The sequence below is a fragment of the Streptococcus merionis DSM 19192 genome (assembly GCF_000380085.1).
Classification (GTDB): domain Bacteria; phylum Bacillota; class Bacilli; order Lactobacillales; family Streptococcaceae; genus Streptococcus; species Streptococcus merionis.
In genome coordinates this window covers 1-14792 of record NZ_KB904549.1, presented here as the reverse complement: position 1 = coordinate 14792, position 14792 = coordinate 1, and the positions used below count along the sequence as shown (strand labels likewise).

The window sequence follows — 14792 nt, the reverse complement described above, 5'->3', positions numbered from 1 at the left end:
TGTTTCCATGCCGAACACAGCAGTTAAGTCCTAGCACGCCTGAAGTAGTTGGGGGGTTCCCCCTGTGAGATAAGGGAGTTGCTTAGCGAGAGGGAGTTTAGCTCAGTTGAAAGCGAGAGGAATTTGAGCTTTCAATCGGGAGATAGGGGAAGCGAAGCTTTCTACCTTTTCCCAGCTAGAGTTAAACTGCCATTTATGGGAGTTTAGCTCAGCTGGGAGAGCATCTGCCTTACAAGCAGAGGGTCAGCGGTTCGATCCCGTTAACTCCCATAAACTAAGTAACTAAAGGCGTTAAGAAAAGCGACTGATTTTAGGAAATCAGCGTAGAAGTCATAAGGACTTCAAGCGGATTTATCTAAATCACAGCTTTTTAGCCTGAGTACAATTTTGTACAGTGGTTAGAAGGTCCCGTAGTGTAGCGGTTATCACGTCGCCCTGTCACGGCGAAGATCGCGGGTTCGATTCCCGTCGGGACCGTATTCAGCTAAGGTTGGATAGAACAATAGGATAAGAAGATGACTCGTTAGCTCAGTTGGTAGAGCAACTGACTTTTAATCAGTGGGTCACTGGTTCGAGTCCAGTACGGGTCATAGATGCGAGTTTGGCGGAATTGGCAGACGCACCAGATTTAGGATCTGGCGCCGATAGGCGTGGGGGTTCAAGTCCCTTAACTCGCATAGAAAGATAGGCCGGCTTAGCTCAGTTGGTAGAGCATCTGATTTGTAATCAGAGGGTCGCGTGTTCAAGTCATGTAGCCGGCATAGAGAAGAAATAAGTAGATGCGAACGTAGTTCAGTGGTAGAACATCACCTTGCCAAGGTGGGGGTCGCGGGTTCGAATCCCGTCGTTCGCTTGAGGCGACGCCGGGGTGGCGGAACTGGCAGACGCACAGGACTTAAAATCCTGCGATGGCAACATCGTACCGGTTCGATTCCGGTTCTCGGCATATATGATAGAGCACCCTTAGCTCAATTGGATAGAGTACCTGACTACGAATCAGGCGGTTAGAGGTTCGACTCCTCTAGGGTGCATATAGGACGGAAGTTTTATAGTTCGGGAAGTAGCTCAGCTTGGTAGAGTACTTGGTTTGGGACCAAGGGGTCGCAGGTTCGAATCCTGTCTTCCCGATTTTGGCGGTGTAGCTCAGCTGGCTAGAGCGTCCGGTTCATACCCGGGAGGTCGGGGGTTCGATCCCCTTCGCCGCTATTTTTATTTTATCTTGTAGTTTGGACCTTTAGCTCAACTGGTTAGAGCACTCGGCTCATAACCGAGCGGTCGTAGGTTCGAGTCCTACAAGGTCCATAATGTAGGGAAGATCTATATAGAAGCGATTAGAATTTTGCTCTTGTCTCTCTTTTCGCTTTGTAGGCTCGTTAGCTCAGTTGGTAGAGCAATGGATTGAAGCTCCATGTGTCGGCGGTTCGATTCCGTCTCGCGCCATTAAGTTAAATTTATTTTTGGAGAATTACTCAAGAGGCTGAAGAGGACGGTTTGCTAAATCGTTAGGTCGGGTAACTGGCGCGGGGGTTCGAATCCCCCATTCTCCGTATTTAAATCGGCTCATTATCAATTGTAGTGGGGCGGTGAAAGCACTTGAATAATTTAGATTCGCGAGAGGACGGGATTGGTTCTCTCTTTTGCTGTGTTCGAAGCGATGAGAATTTTCGTTGTGGATTTCTTAAAGTAAAGTAACCGCCCAATAACAAAAGAGGTCCCTCATGAGAGAGGATAATCAAAGTTTATCACATACCACATGGAATTGTAAATATCATATCGTTTTCGTCCCCAAATATCATCGTCAAGATCATACAAGATTTATGCGAAAGAAAAGGAGTATTGATTCATGAAGCTAATGCCTGTGTAGACTATATTCATATGTTAGTGAGTATTCCACCGAAGCTAAGCATTTCAAGTTTTATGGGCTATCTCAAAGGTAAGAGTAGCGATGAATGAACATTCTCATTCCTTTTATTAGATTTGGAAAAAGACCAATAAAAGAAAAACCAGTCCTAAGATAAGAGCAAATTTTGCAGGCCAATGCTGTTTCCCATAATACAGCGCCTGTATCAAGGTCATGACTAACATCCCCAGACCAAATAAATAATATAAAGCTAGGCCCAAAGATGTCAAATGAAACAAGAAAACCAAAGTCCCTGCCAAGGCTACCAAACCTAGCAAGAAAGAAGCGGTTATTTTTAAAAGCCAAGCCTTTTGACTAGCCGATTGAGGCAGGTCCCCATGAAATACTTGAGCGTACTGAAAATCTTCCCTCTCAAAAAATCTTAGCAGAAAAATAAGATTAGCTGCTACTTCAATTAAACCAAATAAACCGATTATTATTTTTGTTAACATCATATCCTATCCCCTTCTTTCATCAAATTGTTTATGACAAGGTTTAAATCATTAACAAATTGCTCCTGCTCAGCTTTCGAAAATCCTTTCAGCGCCTGCCTATTGGTTTGAGCAACTACAGAGACAATTTGTTCAACTAACTCAAGTGCTGGAGGTGTTATTGAGATGATGTAGCTTCTGCGATCTTTCGATGACAATGATTTTTCGATAAACTTTTTAGATAACAATTTATCAAGTACAGTACCGCAATTTGCACGATCAGTCCCAGTTAAATTTGCTAGTTCTGCCTGTGATATATGGTTTTGCTCAGCTAGTATTTTTAAAATTGCCCACTGTGACGTTGTCAGATGATACTGCTTAAGCTCTTGATCAAGCTTTCTCTTGATCAAACGTGCGCTATAATTTAGCAAAAACCCCAACGATTCATATAACTCCATCATTTCTCCTTTCAAAATAATATGTGTACTTACTATTTGTATACATATTATATGACGGTTTCATCTAAACATCAAGAAAAAAGTTTGAGACAAACTGAACAGCTCCCTGTCAAGTAGACAGTAAAATAATAAAAGGTTAAGTATAAGCAAGGGCCTTGTTCCTTACTTCAAGAGGAGCGAGGCCCTTGTGCTTCTCTTGATAACGTTGGTTGTTGTAAAAAGAGATATAGGCGTCAATATCAGTGACCAGTTCCTCATAAGTAGATCGTAACACTCGGTTTTAAAATGCCCAAAAAAGCTCTCAATTGGTGCATTATCAATACATTTACGAACGTGTTATGCCGTAGTGCGCTGTTTTCATCCGATATTCCCGTGAGGTGTATTGTGACCCACGGTCGCTGTGAATGAGCGGTGTCGCTCCTGGATTAGCTTCCATGTCCGACTTTCTTGAAGACCGACTAGAGCCCATCACTCTGATACTTTCTTACCTATTCGGAGATAGTAGGTTCACTGGCAGAATATTGTTTCGCTAGTCGATTAACACTAACTTCTTGTTCTAAATACAAACGAACTGCTGTTAATTTATTTTCTATAGATACTTTATTTCGTTTAGACATACACCCATTATAGTTTCTAGTCCAATATCTTTTTTTATTTGACTGTCTACTTGATAAGTCTAGTTCGTTACTTACGAACACAGGGGCTAAGTTTTGCTGAGTATTTACTGAGTATGAGTGTTTATTGCTAAGTTAGCCGTGATAGGCCATCGAAGCGGTCAAATGTTTGGTTATCAGTGATGGCAACCAGTCGTTCATCAGCTTTGAAGATATAATCTGCTGTGATTTTAGTGTTGATGCGAGATGATTCTGCAACTCTAAAACCAACCAAATTAATCTGATATTTCTGTCGTAAGGGAACATCAATTAGTTTTCTGCCCAGCCAAGCTTCGGGAGCGAAGAATTCGACTAGACTCAGGTATTGGTCAATAGGAATCACATCTGTTGTATTGGGGAAAAGGACTTGTTTAGCAACGGCGATCCCCATTTCTTTTTCAGGGGTGATGACTTCGTCTGCTCCGATTTTGAGGAGAACTTCAGCTGTGGTAGTGGTAGTTGCTTTGGCGACAACAGCTTCGACGCCAAGGTTTTTACAGTGCATAATGGCTAGAACGCTAGCTTCTAGACTGCTTCCAGTGGCTATAACAACGGCGTCACAGGTATCAATTCCGGCAGCTTGCAACAGTTCAAAGTCGGTGATGTCACCGACGACGCCTTGGGTAAGGTGTTGGGTCAGAGCATTGATGTGCCCCTCTTGATTGTCAACCGCGATAATATCGCAGTCATAGTTTTTTAGGGTTTCCACGATACTGGATCCAAAAATTCCCAGTCCTAGAATACCGATTGTGCGTTTTGACATAGATTCTCCTTTGATGCGGTTATTCTGTGCATTGTAATAAAATGCAAGGTTGATACGAGTGTATGACAAGGCAATAGTCCGCTGCCTGAGCTGAATTTAGTTTGAAAAGGTGTTTTGTTTTTTCTTCAAGCTAAGTATTCTGCTTTTGAATGAGAACTCAGTTGAGGCTAGGCTCAAGTCCAATCTCACCTCTCATCGTTTGCGTAAACACCTTAGCGCAGTGGTCTTTGTATTACCCTACAAAAAGGTCTGCCTTGGCATACTGTAGCATTTGTTTTTTGCTTGGTTTACGACGGTTGAGACCAGTGATAATAGTGATTGGGCCAATTCGTCCTACAAACATCAATCCCATAACTAGGATAAGACTGGCTTGGCTTAAACGGCTTGTCAAATTAGCAGAGACGCCGACGGTTGCTAGAGCTGACATGGCTTCAAAGATAAGATAGAGTAAGTTGATTTTTGGCTCTAAGAGCGCTAAAAGGAGTAATGAAGCGACAAACGTAGCGATGAATACGCTGAAGATGGCTAAAGCCTTTTGAACCACATCGGGGTGAATGGTTCGCTTTTTAAAATTGGTGTGGGGTAGTCCCAAGATTTGCCCCTTAACGAAGAAAACCATCACAAGTAAGGTGGTAATCTTAATCCCGCCAGCAGTTCCTCCAGGAGCACCGCCCATCATCATTTGTACGACATAGATGAGTAAGGTAATCGGCTGAGCTTTGGTGTAGTCAAATGTCGCAAAGCCAGCGGTTCGCATGCTGACGGTTTGGAAGAAGCTGGCCAGTAGTTTTTGACCAAATCCGAGTCTACCGATCGTCTCTGGGTTATTCATCTCGGTTAGAAAGCTAAGCAAGGTACCTAGGATTAAGATCGTGAGTGTGAAGCTAAGAACTACTTTGGTATGAAAGCGTAAATGTTTTAAATTTCTGCGATTTTTTACTTGAGTTAAAAGGTCAAACCAGATGGAAAAGCCAATCCCACCGGTGATAATCAGCCCTGCAATTGTGAGATTGATGAGAGGGTCGCTCGTATAGTTTTGGAGGCTATTGGCCCCCAAATTATCAAAGCCAGCATTGCAGAAGGCTGAAATGGCCAGAAAAACAGAGGTGAAAAGTCCCTTCCCCCAACCCAGCATCGGTACGAAGCGTAGACTGAGTAGCATCATACCAATGGTTTCAAAGAGAAAAGTAAAGGCAAAGACTGCTTTGAGAAAGACCTTAAAATCGAGAGCTTCGTCACGATTGAGACTTTCTTGGAGAGTTGTTCGATCGTTGTAGTTAAAACGCTTATTGACATCTATGTAAAATAAACCTAGAAAACTGAGAACGCCTAAACCGCCAACCTGCATCAGAATCATGCAAATCACTTGCCCCAGTGTGTTATAGGTGTTAGCCACAGGCTGGGTCGAAAGACCTGTGACACAGACCATAGACACAGTCGTAAAAAGATGGTCAAGGTAAGTGGCTTGAGAGGAGCTAGCTTGCATCACTGGTAGACTTAGCACTGTTGATCCAAATAGAATCACACTCAAAAAGAACAGTCCAATCCGTCTAGCAGGCGACAAGTGTTTGTAAAGAGTTTTCATTTTATAAACTTTCTATCGTTTTGAATTACAAGGCCTATTTTATCACAAATGAAGGCCAAAGCGTTAAAAATTCTGTTGGAAGACTAAGAACCTGTATTCACAGCTCAACATTTACAGTTAAGATCATTTTTTGGCTACTCGTCAGTAGCCTTTTAAAATACAAACAGTATGCTTCCAAAAATGAAACGGTTTCACTTGTGACTGCAAGTTCTCAAAATAAGCCTATCCAGAAGATCTTCTCCATCTTAAGAACCAGATAGCGATTTCACTTCTTCCTAACATCAAAATTAGGAAAAAATATGGTACAATAGATGGGATATGACAGAGACTTTTAATCATTTGACGGTTTTATTGAACGAGACGGTCGAGGGAATGGCGGTTAAGCCAGACGGTATTTACGTGGATGCGACTCTTGGAGGGGCTGGGCACAGTGAGCTTATCCTATCCAAGCTAGGTCCGACAGGGCATCTCTACGCTTTCGATCAGGATCAAAAGGCTATTGATCATGCCCAAAAACGTTTGGCACCCTATCTCAAAAAGGGGCAAGTCACCTTTGTTAAGTCTAATTTTCGTCATTTAAAAGCAGAGCTGGAAAAGCTAGGTGTGACAGCTATTGATGGCATCTGCTATGATTTGGGAGTTTCTAGTCCTCAGCTGGACGAGCGAGAACGCGGCTTTTCCTACAAGCAGGATGCTCCGCTAGATATGCGTATGGATCAGTCGCAATCCTTAACCGCCTATCATGTGGTCAATGAGTATTCTTTTAATGACTTGGTCAAGATTTTTTTCCGTTATGGAGAAGATAAATTTTCCAAGCAAATTGCCCGAAAGATTGAGCAAGCGAGAATGGTCAAGCCTATTGAGACCACGACAGAATTGGCAGAATTGATCAAGTCAGCCAAGCCGGCCAAGGAGCTCAAGAAAAAAGGCCATCCAGCCAAACAAATTTTTCAGGCCATTCGGATTGCAGTGAATGACGAGTTGGGAGCAGCAGAAGAGTCTTTAGCTCAGGCCATTGACCTGCTGGCGCTAGACGGCCAAATTGCTGTCATTACCTTCCATTCTCTGGAAGATCGCTTGATCAAGCAGTTGTTCAAAGAAAAGTCAATGGTTCATTTGCCTAAAGGTGTTCCTATCATTCCAGACAACTTGAAACCTGAGCTGGAATTGGTCAATCGCAAGCCGATTTTACCAAGCGAGCCTGAATTAGAAGCCAATAATCGCGCTCATTCTGCCAAATTGCGGGTGGCGCGAAAAGTGAAAGAATCCTAAAGAGAGGAGACTGCTGATGGAAGAGGAGAATCGACAAGCCTTTGATCGCTTAATCAGAGAACGTATGAAGACCTTTACACGCGTGGAAAAGGCTTTTTATGGCAGTATTGTCTTGACGGCGATCATTGTTGCGGTTAGTATTATTTTTATGCAAACCCATCTGTTGCAGATTCAGTCTGAGATGACAGACTTGAAGACTCAGATGGATTTGAAGCAGTTAGAGTATGATGAAGCTAAACAGGCGGTCAATGAATTGACCCGCTACAATCGCTTGATGGAGATCGCTGAGGAAGCGGGACTTACCTTTAACAAGGACAATACAGGAACTCCTGCACCATAGCCTCAGCTGAATAGGAAAAATAGATGAGTAAACGTAGAAGAATTTTGGCCTATGCGCTATCAGATCGGAAAGGTCCGCGTCAGAATCGAAGAAAAGTTGGCCGGGCTCTCAGCTTGCTGTCGGTCTTTCTTTTTCTGGTTTTTTTGATTAACTTTGCTATCATTATGATTACAGGAAAGAAATTTGGTCAGGATTTGAGAGCGTTGGCAGCGGATCGTCACCAGACGACCACGACCGTGCATGCTAAACGTGGGACTATTTATGACCGCAGTGGTACACCAATTGCTGAGGATTCAACGACCTATAGCATATATGCTATCCTCAGCAAGGAGTATGTCTCAGCAACTGGAGAAAAACTCTTTATTCAGCCTGAGCAGATGGATGATGTCGCCACCATCTTGTCTGAAAAATTAGGCCTAGAGACTGACTATGTCAAGAGTCAATTAAAGCTTGAAAATCAATATCAAGTTTCTTTTGGGATTCAAGGGAATAATATCTCTTATGGCACTAAGATTGAAATTGAAGCAGCGTTACAGGAAAAAGGAATTACAGGGATTGGCTTTACAGCTAGTCCAGGTCGCCTCTATCCAAACGGTATCTTTGCTTCGCACTTTATCGGCTATACCAGTCTTGCTGATAATAAAGATGGAAAAACTCAGTCCCTAGTGGGGTCAACCGGTCTGGAAGAGAGTTTTAATACCATCTTATCTGGAGTAGATGGCATTACTACTTATGAAAAAACAGCGTCAGGTGTTATCAAGCCAGGCACAGAGACCATTACCCGCCAAAAGGTTGATGGTCAGGATGTTTATACAACCCTATCAGAACCACTACAGTCCTACCTAGAGACCAATATGGATGTTTTTCAAAGTAAGGCTAATGGCGTTTTGGCCAGTGCGACTTTGGTTTCTGCCAAGACAGGGGAAATTTTGGCAACGACACAGCGACCAACCTTTGATTTGGATACTAAGGAGGGTTTGGGAGATTTGCCAAATTGGAGTAGTGCGCTTTACCAAACCCAGTATGAACCAGGCTCAACGATGAAAGTTATGACCTTGGCATCTGCGATTGATAATGGTACTTTTGATCCGACTTATACCTACAGCACTGCAGGCTACACGGTTATTGATACGACCATTAATGACTGGGATATCAATATGGGCTTGTCAGATGGTCGCTATCTCAATTTAGCGCAAGCTTTTGCCCATTCTTCCAACATCGGGATGGTGATCCTTGAGCAAAATATGGGAGATGAAAAGTGGCTCAAATACCTGTATAATTTTGATTTTGGTCTGCCGACACGTTTTGGAATGCTCCATGAAAACTTTGGACTGGTGAACTCAGACAATAAGGTAACCACTGCCATGTCTGCCTTTGGTCAAGGGATTTCTGTGACCCAGATTCAATTGCTCAAGGCTTTCTCAGCCATTGCCAATGATGGGGAAATGCTGACGCCTAAGTTTGTATCTGCTCTCTATGATCCTAACAGCAATACCGCACGCAAGGCCAGCAAAGAAGTATCTGGTAAACCTATTTCGTCAGATGCTGCCAACCAGACCCTGCAATACATGGTCAGTGTTGGGACAGATCCTTATGTGGGAACCCTTTATTCTTCTTATGTAGGAGGATCTATCATTCAGGTTAATGGCGTACCCGCAGCTGTCAAGTCAGGGACTGCCGAAATCGCTAAAGTCGATGGTAGTGGTTATATTGAAGGCTCTGGTCCTAGTAGCTTGTTGTATTCAGTTGTGGCCATGTTCCCAGCAGAGGACCCTGATTTTTACATGTATGTCACCTTGCAACAGCCAGAACATTGGGACGTTCTATTTTGGATGGATGTCGTTAATCCTGTCTTAGAAGAAGCTATGCGCCTTAAAGACACTTTAGGATTGACAAAGCCTACAACGATTTTAGATGATGTCTCTGATGAGACAGAATATAAACTGCCAAATGTCATTGATTTAGCACCGGGAGATGTCTCGGCAGAGCTACGCCAAAACTTGGTTCAACCAATTGTAGTTGGAACGACAAATAAAATCAAAAAGACATCAGTCAAAATTGGGACCAACTTGCACGCTAATCAACAGATTTTATTATGGACGGGTGATTTGAAAAAAATCCCCGACATGTACGGCTGGACCAAGGCAAATGTTGACAAGTTTTCCGAGTGGACAGGAATTGAAATTGTCTATAAGGGGACTGGCGACCGAGTTACTGAGCAAGGTGTAGGTGCTGAAACACCTATTGACAAGATTAAAAAAATTACAATAACACTAGGAGACTAAAATGCTCTTCACATTTTTAGGGGGCTTAATGGCCTTTGTCTTAACAGTCCTGTTTATCCCCCATTTTATTCGCTTTTATCACAAGGCTAAAATTGGTGGTCAGCAGATGCACGAAGATGTCAAGCAACACCAAGCCAAGGCTGGTACGCCGACCATGGGGGGAACTGTTTTTCTTCTGGTTTTTCTGCTAGTCTCAGTCTTCTTTTTGGGTTACAGCTGGATCAGTGGCCAGTCTTTAGAAGATGTAGCAGGTGTCCTCATTGTTGTGGTTATCTATGGCTTGATTGGCTTTTTAGATGATTTCTTGAAAATTTTCAAGCAAGTTAATGAAGGATTGACACCGAGACAAAAAATGTTCTTACAAGTGCTTGCGGGTCTTCTCTTTTATCTCCTGTATGCCTGGCCAAACGGGATTAGTGCTGTTACTATTTTTGGGCATATGCTAGAGTTGGGACCTGTTTATCTGTTTTTTGTCCTTTTTTGGCTCGTTGGCTTTTCCAATGCGGTCAATTTAACAGATGGAATTGACGGCTTGTCCTCAATCTCTGTTGTCATCAGCCTAGCCGCTTACGGTGTTATCGCATTTATGCAGGAACAGCAGATGCTCTTGCTTCTCATCATGATTATGATTGGCGCTTTGCTTGGTTTCTTTAGTTTTAATAAAAAACCTGCTAAGGTGTTTATGGGTGATGTGGGATCATTGGCACTAGGAGCCATGTTGGCTGCGCTATCTATCGCTCTGAGACAAGAATGGACACTCCTTTTGATCGGTCTGGTGTATGTCATCGAGACAGGATCTGTTATGCTCCAAGTTGCTTATTTCAAATACACTAAGAAAAAATTCGGCGAAGGCCGACGGATTTTCCGTATGACCCCATTCCATCATCATTTAGAGTTAGGTGGTCTGTCAGGAAAGTCCAACGGATGGACGGAGTGGCAGGTAGACTTTTTCCTTTGGGGATTAGGGCTAGTCATGAGTCTACTAACGCTTGCAATTCTTTACTTGTCATGAGAGGCTGGGTGCTTTGGTGCTCAGCTTCTTTTGCTTGTGAGAGTACAAAATACATAAATTCATCTTAAAATCATAGGATGATAAAACCACTAAATAAAGATTTTCAAAAGATATGAGCATCTTACTTGCATTTTATTCTAAAAAACGATAAACTTACAATATAGAAATAAATAAGTGTGGTCACTTTTGTAAAAAGACATCACTCAATACATTATTTCTAAAAATATTTTATGTAAACAGATGCAAAAGCATCAGAAAAGGAGGAACTCATTATGGGTTTGTTATGGTCACTTATTGTTGGAGCACTTATTGGTGTAATAGCAGGAGCCTTGACAAATAAAGGTGGCTCAATGGGTTGGATTGCTAACATCGCAGCAGGTCTTGTTGGATCAGCCGTTGGCCAATCGCTCTTTGGCACATGGGGCCCTAGCTTAGCAGGAATGGCCTTGATACCATCGATTTTCGGTGCAGCTATCGTCGTTATCGTGGTATCCTTTGTTTTAGGTCGTAACCGTTAAGTAGGATATAAGAATTGAGCAGGTGAGGAATGGCAGACGCCTTACCTTATCTGCTTTTTTGTTTCATTAAAAAAGTCAAAAACGAACGACAGAAGAAAGTTCATTTAGATGTCAACTAGGAATCAAGTTGTTCAATCTACAGTTGGAAGAAACACTGCAAAGTATCAAAAGCTGGCTGATGGACAAGGTTGATTAAAAGATACAATCCAGCTCTCTTCACGCTTCTCCAGAAATAAGCTATGTAGGGAAAGAGGATTTTGAACCGCAGAGCCAATTCAGCTCAACTAACTATAACAAAGACAAAAGGAGCCCAAAATGGCAAGACGTAAAATAAAATTGATGGATGTCGTAAAGTTGATTAGTGTAGCACTGCCGGCTATTCAGCTATTGCGTCAGATGTTAAAAGATGAGGATAAGACTCCTCCGAAAAGATAGGGAAGAAATTTAGAAAGAGGTCAATTATGACGAAGAAAAAAAGTGACGTATTATTTGGCTTGGGTTTGCTTGCAGCAGCGATATCATTGGCTTACTTGCGCCTGACGTCAGAACAAAAGAAAAAAATAGGGCAAGCTAAGGATGATTTCTTGGGGACAGTAGATTCGCAGGCTAATGACGCAGGCGAGCATCTGAAAGATGTGACGGATTCTTTGGTTCAAGAAACTGATCATATGGCTAAGAGTGTTTCTGATGAAGCGGGTGTTGTCAAGGAAAAAGCACAAACTTCAATGGATGATATCTTAGGTTTAGTAGAGGATAAAGTTTCTGAATTGCGCAAGTACCTAAAACAATAGCCTACACTCCACCGGCGTTCCATCAAACGCTGGTTTTTAAAATGAATAAACTGGTCTTGATAGGAAGAATGCTTTTAAGAAAACAAAGACTGTAAAGGCACTCGTGGGAAATCAAAAAACTCTGAAAGTGGTTGCTGATGCCTTGTAACTTGAGCAAGGAGCCAAAAATTTAGATATATGCCATTAAAATAGATGTAAAAAAGCTGGGGGTCCCCAGCTTTGTGTTTTAGTGACTTAATGTTCATCAAAACCTCATCTAATATTTTTATTACCAAGCTGAAAATTGGAAAACAAGTAGTCTTCTTTGTAGCTAGTTCATTGGACTAAATTAGTTGTATAGATTATAGGTCGGGATTATTGCCTCGCTAGTTAGATGAAATTTTGATAGAGTCGTATAAGAGCAGCTACCCTGAAAATTTTTAATGGCGTAACAATTAAGTGGATCTATTTATTGAAGCCATTCTTTAAGTGGTTTGTCAAAATTGATTTTGGTAATGTTATCTAACATATCTGAAATCATCTTATCAAAATGATCAATTGTCAGATAACCATTTTTAGATAGGTACTTGTTTAGGGCCTCTTCTCCATGCCCTTCTTCAAGCGTTGAAGTTCCATCAGTGACTAAATAAACTTCTTTGAACTCTTCGGGGGCAGTATCGTCATAATAGCTAGCAGTAACTCCAGAAGGATCAGTTAGTGTGTAAAAACCGTCGTTTTTCGTAGCTTCATTTTTTCCGTCACGATCGATCATGTATGATTTTCCCGCCAGAATCTCATGATTGTAAGCTATCTCTCTGCCATCGCTTAAACCGACGTTAGCACTAAAGGTTGTCACTTCTGAGAAAGGAGAGTTATTAGTTGTTCCTTCCTTTTCAGATTTAGCAATGAAAACTAGCAAATCACGCATAGATTTATCATGGTCATCAAGGGTTGCATAGCCGTTTTCAGACAGGTACTTGTTTAAAGCATCTCGCCCTTCACCATTTTCAGAAATCGAAAATTCAGAATTTTTTACAACGTAGTGATCATTAGAGGCGAAATAATCAATATTAAGACCTGACGAATAGGTAATGATGTAGCTAGTGCCGTCCAGATCTTTAATAATTTTAGTGCCGTCTTCGCTTTCTATAGTATAGGCCTCTTTTTCATCACTTACAGTGTAGTTAACCTTTCTGCCATCCGTCAAGCTTCCTGCAAAAGTAATGAAAAAGGGTGGGGTAGTATCTTTATCAAGTTTGGAAGAACTCGTGGTGGACTTACTATGAGATTTGGGACTTGTTGAAGTGTCCGTTTGGCTAGACGAAGAACTCTTCCCACAGGCTACTAACAAAAGGGCGATAATGGCGATAAGCATGTGTGCTAATATTTTTTTCTTTGTCATACAATAACCTCCTCAGGTCACAAATATTATAAAATGAAAGTAATATTAGATATACCTATTATATCATATTAACAATCGTTAGTAGCAGGATATAAAAAAGAAATCAAAAAAGCTGCAGTATTAGGTATCCACTTTCTGTGCAGATTTTGAAAACTCAGGCACAAAGAAGGCGCTCTTTTTTAGAATGTGGGATTACCATTCAGTGGTCGTTTATCGCAAACATGTGCGATTTTTAGAAAATATCTGCGCAAAAAAGCGGCTACAAGTCTTTTCTGACTGCCTATGGTGTGAAATCTAAACAGAATACCTTGACAAAAGCCATAGAATCATATAGAATAGTAAAGTATGTTTAGTAACTGATCAAAATAGCCGGCTAAACGAATACGAAAATTCTAGAGGAGGTATTCATTGTGAAACGTACTTTTCAACCAAGTAAAATCCGTCGCGCGCGTAAACACGGTTTCCGTAACCGTATGTCTACAAAAAATGGACGTCGCGTATTAGCAGCTCGTCGCCGTAAAGGCCGTAAAGTATTGGCTGTATCTTAAAAAACTGTATTCACAGTAACTTGTCTTAAAGACTATCTTGTTATTATCGATAGTTTTTCTTGATTCAACCACAATCTGTTCCTGATGATTGGAAAGACAAGTTATGTTTGAGAACGCAGGTTTCAAGAGATAATTAAAAAAGATCAGTAGGAACTCGAGCCTACTGATCTTTTTTGTTGGCTGAACAATCCTATTGCTACACGAAAGTTAAATCAAGAGAGATACACTTTCGCTCTAGATAGCCAATCAGAGCTATGTTTTTGAGAAGCTATCGGTCGTAATCGGCCTCTCAGTAGAGGATGGATTTGATTTAATAATTAAAAAAACAGACTAAAACTATTGACAAGATATGATATTCCTGTTAGAATAGTCTATGTTACTAGCGGGGATGGCGGAATTGGCAGACGCGCAGGACTAAGGATCCTGTGGCCGCTTTAGGCTGTGTGGGTTCAAGTCCCACTCTCCGCATGCTAAAAATAAAAAGAAGCAGGGGCTTAGGATTAGTATCATTAAGATAAGCTTCCCCTATCTCCCTAACCATCTGGATACACTTTTTTGGCTCCTTGTCAACTGTAGTGGGTGACTTATCAACAATCTCACGAGGTGTCAGAGTTTGCCTAAAAGTCCGTGAATAGAAAGCTTTATCAGAGAGCTTTCGGCTGTCTTTGTGGAGAATACGCCAATGATTTTTCATGGCTCGATAAGGTAGAGATCCTTTCTCAAATTGCTTCATGATGGCAATTCGGGTTGTCATCATGGCTCGGTTCAAGTGTTGAATGATGTGAAACCGATCCAATACAATCTGAGCTTTGGGGAACAATTGTTTGATGAGGGGGATGTAGCTGCCAGACATGT

General features: G+C 41.8%; 12 protein-coding genes, 14 tRNA genes, 1 rRNA gene and 3 pseudogenes. 23 read left to right on the top strand and 7 right to left on the bottom strand.

From position 1 onward, the window contains the following. From rrf to tnpA, 15 genes and pseudogenes are all read left to right on the top strand, one after another. Window positions 1-87 (top strand): 5S ribosomal RNA (gene rrf, locus A3I5_RS13065); the annotation flags it as partial. Window positions 88-197: 110 nt separating this feature from the next. Next, a tRNA-Val gene (locus A3I5_RS0106065) sits at window positions 198-270 on the top strand. Window positions 271-404: 134 nt separating this feature from the next. Beyond that, a tRNA-Asp gene (locus A3I5_RS0106060) sits at window positions 405-477 on the top strand. Between the two features lie 40 nt (window positions 478-517). Then, window positions 518-590 (top strand) — tRNA-Lys (locus A3I5_RS0106055). Window positions 591-595: 5 nt separating this feature from the next. Beyond that, window positions 596-677, top strand: a tRNA-Leu gene (locus A3I5_RS0106050). Window positions 678-688: 11 nt separating this feature from the next. Beyond that, window positions 689-761 (top strand) — tRNA-Thr (locus A3I5_RS0106045). A gap of 20 nt (window positions 762-781) precedes the next feature. Then, window positions 782-853, top strand: a tRNA-Gly gene (locus A3I5_RS0106040). A gap of 9 nt (window positions 854-862) precedes the next feature. Continuing rightward, window positions 863-946 (top strand) — tRNA-Leu (locus A3I5_RS0106035). Between the two features lie 11 nt (window positions 947-957). Then, window positions 958-1031, top strand: a tRNA-Arg gene (locus A3I5_RS0106030). Between the two features lie 23 nt (window positions 1032-1054). Continuing rightward, a tRNA-Pro gene (locus tag A3I5_RS0106025) sits at window positions 1055-1128 on the top strand. Between the two features lie 4 nt (window positions 1129-1132). Continuing rightward, window positions 1133-1206, top strand: a tRNA-Met gene (locus tag A3I5_RS0106020). A 22-nt stretch (window positions 1207-1228) separates the two neighbouring features. Further along, window positions 1229-1302 (top strand) — tRNA-Ile (locus A3I5_RS0106015). A 65-nt stretch (window positions 1303-1367) separates the two neighbouring features. Next, window positions 1368-1440, top strand: a tRNA-Phe gene (locus A3I5_RS0106010). A 19-nt stretch (window positions 1441-1459) separates the two neighbouring features. After that, a tRNA-Ser gene (locus A3I5_RS0106005) sits at window positions 1460-1547 on the top strand. A 171-nt stretch (window positions 1548-1718) separates the two neighbouring features. Next, window positions 1719-1944 (top strand): annotated as a pseudogene (tnpA, locus tag A3I5_RS12310) (IS200/IS605 family transposase); the annotation flags it as partial. Window positions 1945-1971: 27 nt separating this feature from the next. Here the strand turns inward: tnpA and A3I5_RS0106000 are convergent. From A3I5_RS0106000 to A3I5_RS0105985, 5 genes and pseudogenes are all read right to left on the bottom strand, one after another. Next, a complete protein-coding gene (locus A3I5_RS0106000; RefSeq protein ID WP_018373717.1) occupies window positions 1972-2355 on the bottom strand; it encodes a hypothetical protein in 384 nt (127 codons plus the stop codon). Continuing rightward, complete coding sequence (locus tag A3I5_RS0105995) at window positions 2352-2792, bottom strand: MarR family winged helix-turn-helix transcriptional regulator (RefSeq protein WP_231869658.1); 441 nt, start codon at window positions 2790-2792, stop codon at window positions 2352-2354. Before A3I5_RS0105995 ends, A3I5_RS0106000 begins: the two co-directional genes overlap by 4 nt. A gap of 133 nt (window positions 2793-2925) precedes the next feature. After that, a pseudogene (locus tag A3I5_RS12305) lies at window positions 2926-3222 on the bottom strand (transposase); the annotation flags it as partial. 311 nt (window positions 3223-3533) lie between these two features. Then, a complete protein-coding gene (locus tag A3I5_RS0105990; protein ID WP_282705048.1) occupies window positions 3534-4220 on the bottom strand; it encodes a potassium channel family protein in 687 nt (228 codons plus the stop codon). A gap of 217 nt (window positions 4221-4437) precedes the next feature. After that, window positions 4438-5790 carry a TrkH family potassium uptake protein gene (locus A3I5_RS0105985; protein ID WP_018373714.1) on the bottom strand — a complete coding sequence of 451 codons (1353 nt, stop codon included), beginning with the start codon at window positions 5788-5790 and terminating at the stop codon, window positions 4438-4440. A gap of 318 nt (window positions 5791-6108) precedes the next feature. Between A3I5_RS0105985 and rsmH the strand changes: the two genes are divergently transcribed. From rsmH to A3I5_RS0105950, 6 genes are all read left to right on the top strand, one after another. Next, complete coding sequence (gene rsmH, locus A3I5_RS0105980) at window positions 6109-7062, top strand: 16S rRNA (cytosine(1402)-N(4))-methyltransferase RsmH (RefSeq protein WP_018373713.1); 954 nt, start codon at window positions 6109-6111, stop codon at window positions 7060-7062. A 13-nt stretch (window positions 7063-7075) separates the two neighbouring features. After that, a complete protein-coding gene (gene ftsL, locus A3I5_RS0105975; RefSeq protein ID WP_026216956.1) occupies window positions 7076-7402 on the top strand; it encodes a cell division protein FtsL in 327 nt (108 codons plus the stop codon). A gap of 23 nt (window positions 7403-7425) precedes the next feature. Then, window positions 7426-9687 carry a penicillin-binding protein PBP2X gene (pbp2x, locus tag A3I5_RS0105970; protein WP_018373711.1) on the top strand — a complete coding sequence of 754 codons (2262 nt, stop codon included), beginning with the start codon at window positions 7426-7428 and terminating at the stop codon, window positions 9685-9687. 1 nt (window position 9688) lies between these two features. After that, a complete protein-coding gene (gene mraY, locus A3I5_RS0105965) occupies window positions 9689-10699 on the top strand; it encodes a phospho-N-acetylmuramoyl-pentapeptide-transferase (RefSeq protein ID WP_018373710.1) in 1011 nt (336 codons plus the stop codon). A gap of 272 nt (window positions 10700-10971) precedes the next feature. Then, complete coding sequence (locus A3I5_RS0105960; protein WP_018373709.1) at window positions 10972-11217, top strand: GlsB/YeaQ/YmgE family stress response membrane protein; 246 nt, start codon at window positions 10972-10974, stop codon at window positions 11215-11217. Between the two features lie 461 nt (window positions 11218-11678). After that, entirely contained in the window at window positions 11679-12008 is a 330-nt protein-coding gene (locus A3I5_RS0105950) for a hypothetical protein (RefSeq protein ID WP_018373707.1), read from the top strand. A 448-nt stretch (window positions 12009-12456) separates the two neighbouring features. Here A3I5_RS0105950 and A3I5_RS12090 read toward each other — a convergent pair whose 3' ends face one another. Further along, a complete protein-coding gene (locus A3I5_RS12090; RefSeq protein ID WP_018373706.1) occupies window positions 12457-13389 on the bottom strand; it encodes a hypothetical protein in 933 nt (310 codons plus the stop codon). A 410-nt stretch (window positions 13390-13799) separates the two neighbouring features. Between A3I5_RS12090 and rpmH the strand changes: the two genes are divergently transcribed. After that, window positions 13800-13937: a 50S ribosomal protein L34 gene (gene rpmH, locus A3I5_RS12300; protein WP_083903309.1), complete on the top strand. Its 138-nt coding sequence runs from the start codon at window positions 13800-13802 to the stop codon at window positions 13935-13937. Window positions 13938-14319: 382 nt separating this feature from the next. Then, window positions 14320-14405: transfer RNA gene (locus A3I5_RS0105940), tRNA-Leu, on the top strand. Between the two features lie 112 nt (window positions 14406-14517). On the opposite strand, the pseudogene A3I5_RS12295 reads toward A3I5_RS0105940, so the two are convergent. Further along, window positions 14518-14792: pseudogene (locus A3I5_RS12295) on the bottom strand (transposase); the annotation flags it as partial.

What these genes read in the sequence shown, in the direction of transcription:
- A3I5_RS0105985 (WP_018373714.1), bottom strand. Translation starts at nt 5,790, where the DNA reads ATGAAAACTCTTTACAAACACTTGTCGCCTGCTAGACGGATTGGACTG.
- rsmH (WP_018373713.1), top strand. Translation starts at nt 6,109, where the DNA reads ATGACAGAGACTTTTAATCATTTGACGGTTTTATTGAACGAGACGGTC.
- mraY (WP_018373710.1), top strand. Translation starts at nt 9,689, where the DNA reads ATGCTCTTCACATTTTTAGGGGGCTTAATGGCCTTTGTCTTAACAGTC.
- A3I5_RS0105960 (WP_018373709.1), top strand. Translation starts at nt 10,972, where the DNA reads ATGGGTTTGTTATGGTCACTTATTGTTGGAGCACTTATTGGTGTAATA.
- pbp2x (WP_018373711.1), top strand. Translation starts at nt 7,426, where the DNA reads ATGAGTAAACGTAGAAGAATTTTGGCCTATGCGCTATCAGATCGGAAA.
- A3I5_RS0105950 (WP_018373707.1), top strand. Translation starts at nt 11,679, where the DNA reads ATGACGAAGAAAAAAAGTGACGTATTATTTGGCTTGGGTTTGCTTGCA.
- A3I5_RS12090 (WP_018373706.1), bottom strand. Translation starts at nt 13,389, where the DNA reads ATGACAAAGAAAAAAATATTAGCACACATGCTTATCGCCATTATCGCC.
- A3I5_RS0105995 (WP_231869658.1), bottom strand. Translation starts at nt 2,792, where the DNA reads ATGATGGAGTTATATGAATCGTTGGGGTTTTTGCTAAATTATAGCGCA.
- A3I5_RS0106000 (WP_018373717.1), bottom strand. Translation starts at nt 2,355, where the DNA reads ATGATGTTAACAAAAATAATAATCGGTTTATTTGGTTTAATTGAAGTA.